We start from the raw sequence: 4,257 nt of genomic DNA, 5'->3' as shown, positions 1-4,257 counted from the left end.
GCTTCGATCCTGTGCAGCGAGGCCGCTCCCGGCGGCCTGCCTAGAATGAGCCGATGGCCACCATTGCTCCTGTCAGCCTCACAGGCAAGTACGTCATACTCGAACCCCTCAGCCATGCCCATCACGATGGACTGGTGGATGCCGTCCGGGACGGCGAACTCTGGAAACTCTGGTACACCTCCGTGCCGGCACCGGAGGAAATGCGGGACGAGATCGACCGCAGACTTGCCCTTCAGGAACAAGGATCGATGTTGCCGTTCACTACCCGCCTGCTCGACCGCAGCACGGGCGGGCCCGGGGCGGTGATCGGGATGACGACCTACATGAACATCGATGCGCAGACACCTCGGGTGGAGATTGGTTCCACCTGGAACGCGCAGTCGGCCCACGGCACGGGCACAAACCCGGATTCCAAATTCCTGCTGTTGCGACATGCCTTCGAAGTCCTGGGATGCCCTGCCGTTGAATTCCGCACCCACTGGCTCAACCTTCAGAGCCGGGAAGCGATCGCGCGGCTGGGTGCGAAGCAGGACGGGGTATTGCGCAGCCACAGCCGTACCCGGGACGGCGCCTTGCGGGACACGGTCGTATTCTCGATCTTGGATCACGAATGGCCCGCCGTTCGAAGCGGACTCGAGTACAGGCTCCAGAACAGGGGATGGAACGGTCCGTAAAGGACAGCCCGACGGCTGCACAGTAGTTGCCGAATCCGGGCCGGGAGCGGGTCATCGAGACCGCCGAGCCACTGGCCGGCGATCTAATCCGAAAATGAGGGGATCTGTCCGTGCCGGCCCGTGGTGAGGGTGCGGGCCGGCGGTGTCAGGCGGCCCGGGTGAGGGTGACGGTGTAGCCGAGTGCTTCCAGTTGGTGGACGTGGGCGTGTTTGGCGGCGTCGGGGTTGAGGCGGCGGCTGAAGTGGTTGGCGCCGAGGTCGTGGAAAAGCGCGTCAGGGTTGTTCAGGATCTGCCAGACGATGACCAGGATGGGACGTCCCACGGCCACGATGGCGCGTTTTTTGCCCCGCCGTCTGGCGATGCGCCGGTAGCGTTCCCCCAGGAAGGTGTTGGTTTTGCCGGCGCCGGCCGCGGCTTCGCCCAGGACCCGGGCGAGATAGCGGTTGCCGTGGCCGGTGTTGCCGCTGCCCTTGGTCTTCCCGGCGGAGGACTTGATGCCCGGGGAGAACTTTGCCCAGGAACTGAGGTGTCCGGCGGTCGGGAAGCGGGACATGTCCGTACCAACCTCCGCGATGATGGCCGCGGCAGCGACGGGTCCGATGCCCGGGATGTCATCCAGGCGTTCCGCCGCCTGCGCGAAAGGGGCCAGCTGCGCCTCGATCCGTTCGTCCACGGCGGCGATGTCGGCGTCGATGCCGTCGATCCGGGCCAGCATCTTCTTCAGCAGGAACGCGTGGTGGTCATCGAAGTGCCCGGTGAAGGCCTCCTCCAGCTGTGTGATCTTGGTACGCATCCGGGACCGGGCCAGCTGGGCGAGCACCTTTGGGTTGCGTTCCCCGGCGATGAGCGCGGCCATCATGTCCCGGCCGGAGACCCCGAAGATGTCCGAGGCCACGACGGAGAGCTTGATGCACGCATCCTCCAGCAGCTTTTCGACCCGGTTCTTCTCCGCCGTCCGTTCCCCGACCAGGTCGGCCCGGTAGCGGGTCAGGTCCCGAAGCTGCCGGACCGGGTGGGGCGGGACGAAGCTGGGCCGGAGCATCTGGCGTTCGGCGACCTTGCAGAGCCAGACCGCATCGAGCACGTCGGTCTTGGGCCGGCCGGGCAGGTGCTTCACATCCCGGGTGTTGACCAGCCACGGCTGGAGCCCGTGGGCCTCGAGCAGGTAGAACACCGGTTTCCAGTAGTCGCTGGTCGCCTCCATCACCACCCGCTCGATGCCCAGCTCGACCAGGTGGTTGGCCAGCTCCGCCAGCGAGCCGGTCATCGTCGAATGTGTGGAGACCTCCTGCAGGCGTCTTCGGGACCCGCCCGGCCCCGGAAGCCTGACACAGCACACCAACTCGGCCTTGCCGATGTCGATGGCCGCCACCCGGGCAATGATCTGTTCTTCGTCTTCTGATGCGGCCAGCATGTCCGGTTCATCTCCTCACCCACGCAACGGAACATTAGCGCGGCCACCCGCGGGAGCCGGAAGGGGAAAGGTAAACTAATCCGCGTGCTCGGCAACAGCTGCCGCAACAGTCATGGGCCCATGGGATGGCCCCCAACGCCCGGCTAGACGACGGCCTCAAAGGACCATAGTGGGACGGCGTCGTCAGGCGGCCACAGCACAATTTTCAGCCCGGAACGGGCGTCCGACAAGGACATATAGGCTAGACGGTTGATTCCAAGGGTCGGTGGTCGTAGGGGGTCAGTGACCTGAGCGGGTAGTGTCCGGTGTTGAGGTTGTGCCAGATTGCCGCGGTGAGTGCGAGCAGGCGCTGCAGGACACGGACGGTGACGCCGGCAGCTGTCCTGCCGCCGTGCGCTTCGAGGTCCAGCTGGGACTTGAGGGTGGCGTTGATGGACTCGATCACCTGGCGCAGGGGTTTGAAGAATTCCTGGCCGGGCCGGGGTTCCTCGCCCTGTCTGGCGGGCCTGAGCAGGCTGAGGCCTGCCCCGGCCAGGCAGGCCTCGAAGTCCTGGCCGTAGTAGTTTCTGTCCGCGATCACCGTCTGTCCGGCGGGTACCGGGTGCGGCAGGGAGTCGAGGATCCCGGTCAGGACCTCGCGTTCGTTGGCCGTGGCGCCGGTGAGCGCGTATCCGACCGGTAGGCCCTGCAGGGTGCACAGCAGGTGCAGGCGCAGGCCCCAGAACCAGCGCGAATGGGAGGCGCAGTACCCGTACTCGGCCCAGCCGGCCAGCTCCGAGCGGTGCACGGTTTCGCGGGAGCGGCCGCATTCGACCGGGGTGGAGTCGGCCACCCAGACATCGTCGGCCCACAGCCCGGTGTCTTCGGCCAGGTGGGCCAGCACGGCCTGCAGGGTCCCGGCGAGCCGGCGCAGCCGCTTGTTGTACCCGGACTGGGCCGGCAGGTACGGGAACCAGCCGGCCAGCTCCGCGGCCGCCCGGCGCAGCCACCGCCGCTCCGAGCCGTGCCCGAGCAGCGCCTGCAGCACCGCCGCGGTCACCAGTTCGGCGTCCGTGATTCTGGGCCTGATTCCCACCCGGGGCCGCCACGGAACCAGCCACGGACAGGCCTTCAGAAAGTCGTCCGTGCTGGCATACAGTGCTGTTGCAAGGGTGTCCAGGTCGTTGTCCATCAGAGCCGTCCAGGTTCGAAATTGGGTTAGCAACTTCGATTCCGGACACCCTTGTTCAACCCCTCAACGGGATGCGAGGGCCACCGACCTTGGAATCAACCATCTAGGGCCCTATGGGGCACGGAAGATTGTCGGCGAGGGCATTCCCTGGCACGTTCGGGCCGGTGACTACCGCCCGATCTACGGGGCCGAGGATGCCCGGCTGGTGGTCATGGTCGTGCGCGCCGGCCCGCCCGGGTTGGGCGGCGGGGCCCTGATACGGGTCTCGGCGTGGATCTGTGGCCGACGACTTGCCGACCGCTTGCCCAGTGGGGCAGGCCGCAGCCGGCAACCGAACCCGAAGCCGTGGCTGAAGTGGCAATCGAAGTTAATCGACGCGACGGTCAGCGGCAGGAGTTGGCGGCCAATTTTTCAATTGGCGAATGGCCTCATTTTTGGCTGGCGTTGACACGTTGTCCCCATCGGTCCTCTTATGTACCGTGGTTGTGAGCGGCCAAGTCTCGGCCAAGAGTGTTGCGGGCCGGCCAGGACTTCCACCGCGGATCGGATCGTGCCGGCAGCACCGGCCACTGCCAGGTAAACCGGAAGGGGCTCCAGTGGATCAAGACATCCAAGCGCGCATCAGGCAGCTGATCGATGAAGAGCAGACGCTGCGGGAACCGATCATCAATGATCAGGAAGAGGCCGAGGAGCGCGCGGGGAAACTCAAGCAGCTCGAGGAGCAGCTCGACCAATGCTGGGACCTGTTGAGGCAGCGTCGGGCCAAGGTCCGCGCGCACGAGGACCCGTCCGAAGCGGAAGAACGGCCGGTTGCGGAAGTTGAGGACTACCGGCAGTAACCGGCCTTTGGCGCAGGAGTGCTGAATCATACAAATCCCGGCACGTTCCGGGCCTGGCCATCCGGCGTTTCGGTGTCCCGTGCATCAGGCGGCAATTGGCACCGTAAGACACCGCGGTGTTTGGCGGGGAATACGCGCAATCAGATGGTCCCGGCACGC

Annotated in this window: 4 protein-coding genes; 2 read left to right on the top strand and 2 right to left on the bottom strand. The window is 66.0% G+C overall.

Annotation, left to right across the window (positions count from 1 at the left end; all coding sequences use genetic code 11):
- Positions 1-53: 53 nt before the first annotated feature.
- Positions 54-674 carry a GNAT family N-acetyltransferase gene (locus LVY72_RS23980; protein WP_237827450.1) on the top strand — a complete coding sequence of 207 codons (621 nt, stop codon included), beginning with the start codon at positions 54-56 and terminating at the stop codon, positions 672-674.
- 145 nt (positions 675-819) lie between these two features.
- Here LVY72_RS23980 and LVY72_RS23975 read toward each other — a convergent pair whose 3' ends face one another.
- Positions 820-2,088, bottom strand: a complete 1,269-nt coding sequence (locus LVY72_RS23975; RefSeq protein WP_237827448.1) for an IS110 family RNA-guided transposase — start codon at positions 2,086-2,088, stop codon at positions 820-822.
- A gap of 241 nt (positions 2,089-2,329) precedes the next feature.
- Positions 2,330-3,259, bottom strand: a complete 930-nt coding sequence (locus LVY72_RS23970; RefSeq protein WP_237827446.1) for an IS982 family transposase — start codon at positions 3,257-3,259, stop codon at positions 2,330-2,332.
- 596 nt (positions 3,260-3,855) lie between these two features.
- On the opposite strand from LVY72_RS23970, the gene LVY72_RS23965 reads away from it, so the two are divergent.
- Positions 3,856-4,098 (top strand): DUF2630 family protein, encoded by a 243-nt coding sequence (locus tag LVY72_RS23965; RefSeq protein WP_237827444.1) that lies wholly within the window; start codon positions 3,856-3,858, stop codon positions 4,096-4,098.
- Positions 4,099-4,257 lie beyond the last annotated feature (159 nt).

The organism is Arthrobacter hankyongi (assembly GCF_022012395.1).
GTDB classification, from domain to species: Bacteria; Actinomycetota; Actinomycetes; order Actinomycetales; family Micrococcaceae; genus Crystallibacter; species Crystallibacter hankyongi.
The sequence above is the reverse complement of the archived record's forward strand: the minus strand, read 5'-3'. Positions and strand labels throughout refer to the sequence as shown.

Coding starts and splice junctions, on each gene's coding strand:
- LVY72_RS23980 (WP_237827450.1), top strand. CDS start 54: ATGGCCACCATTGCTCCTGTCAGCCTCACAGGCAAGTACGTCATACTC.
- LVY72_RS23975 (WP_237827448.1), bottom strand. CDS start 2,088: ATGCTGGCCGCATCAGAAGACGAAGAACAGATCATTGCCCGGGTGGCG.
- LVY72_RS23970 (WP_237827446.1), bottom strand. CDS start 3,259: ATGGACAACGACCTGGACACCCTTGCAACAGCACTGTATGCCAGCACG.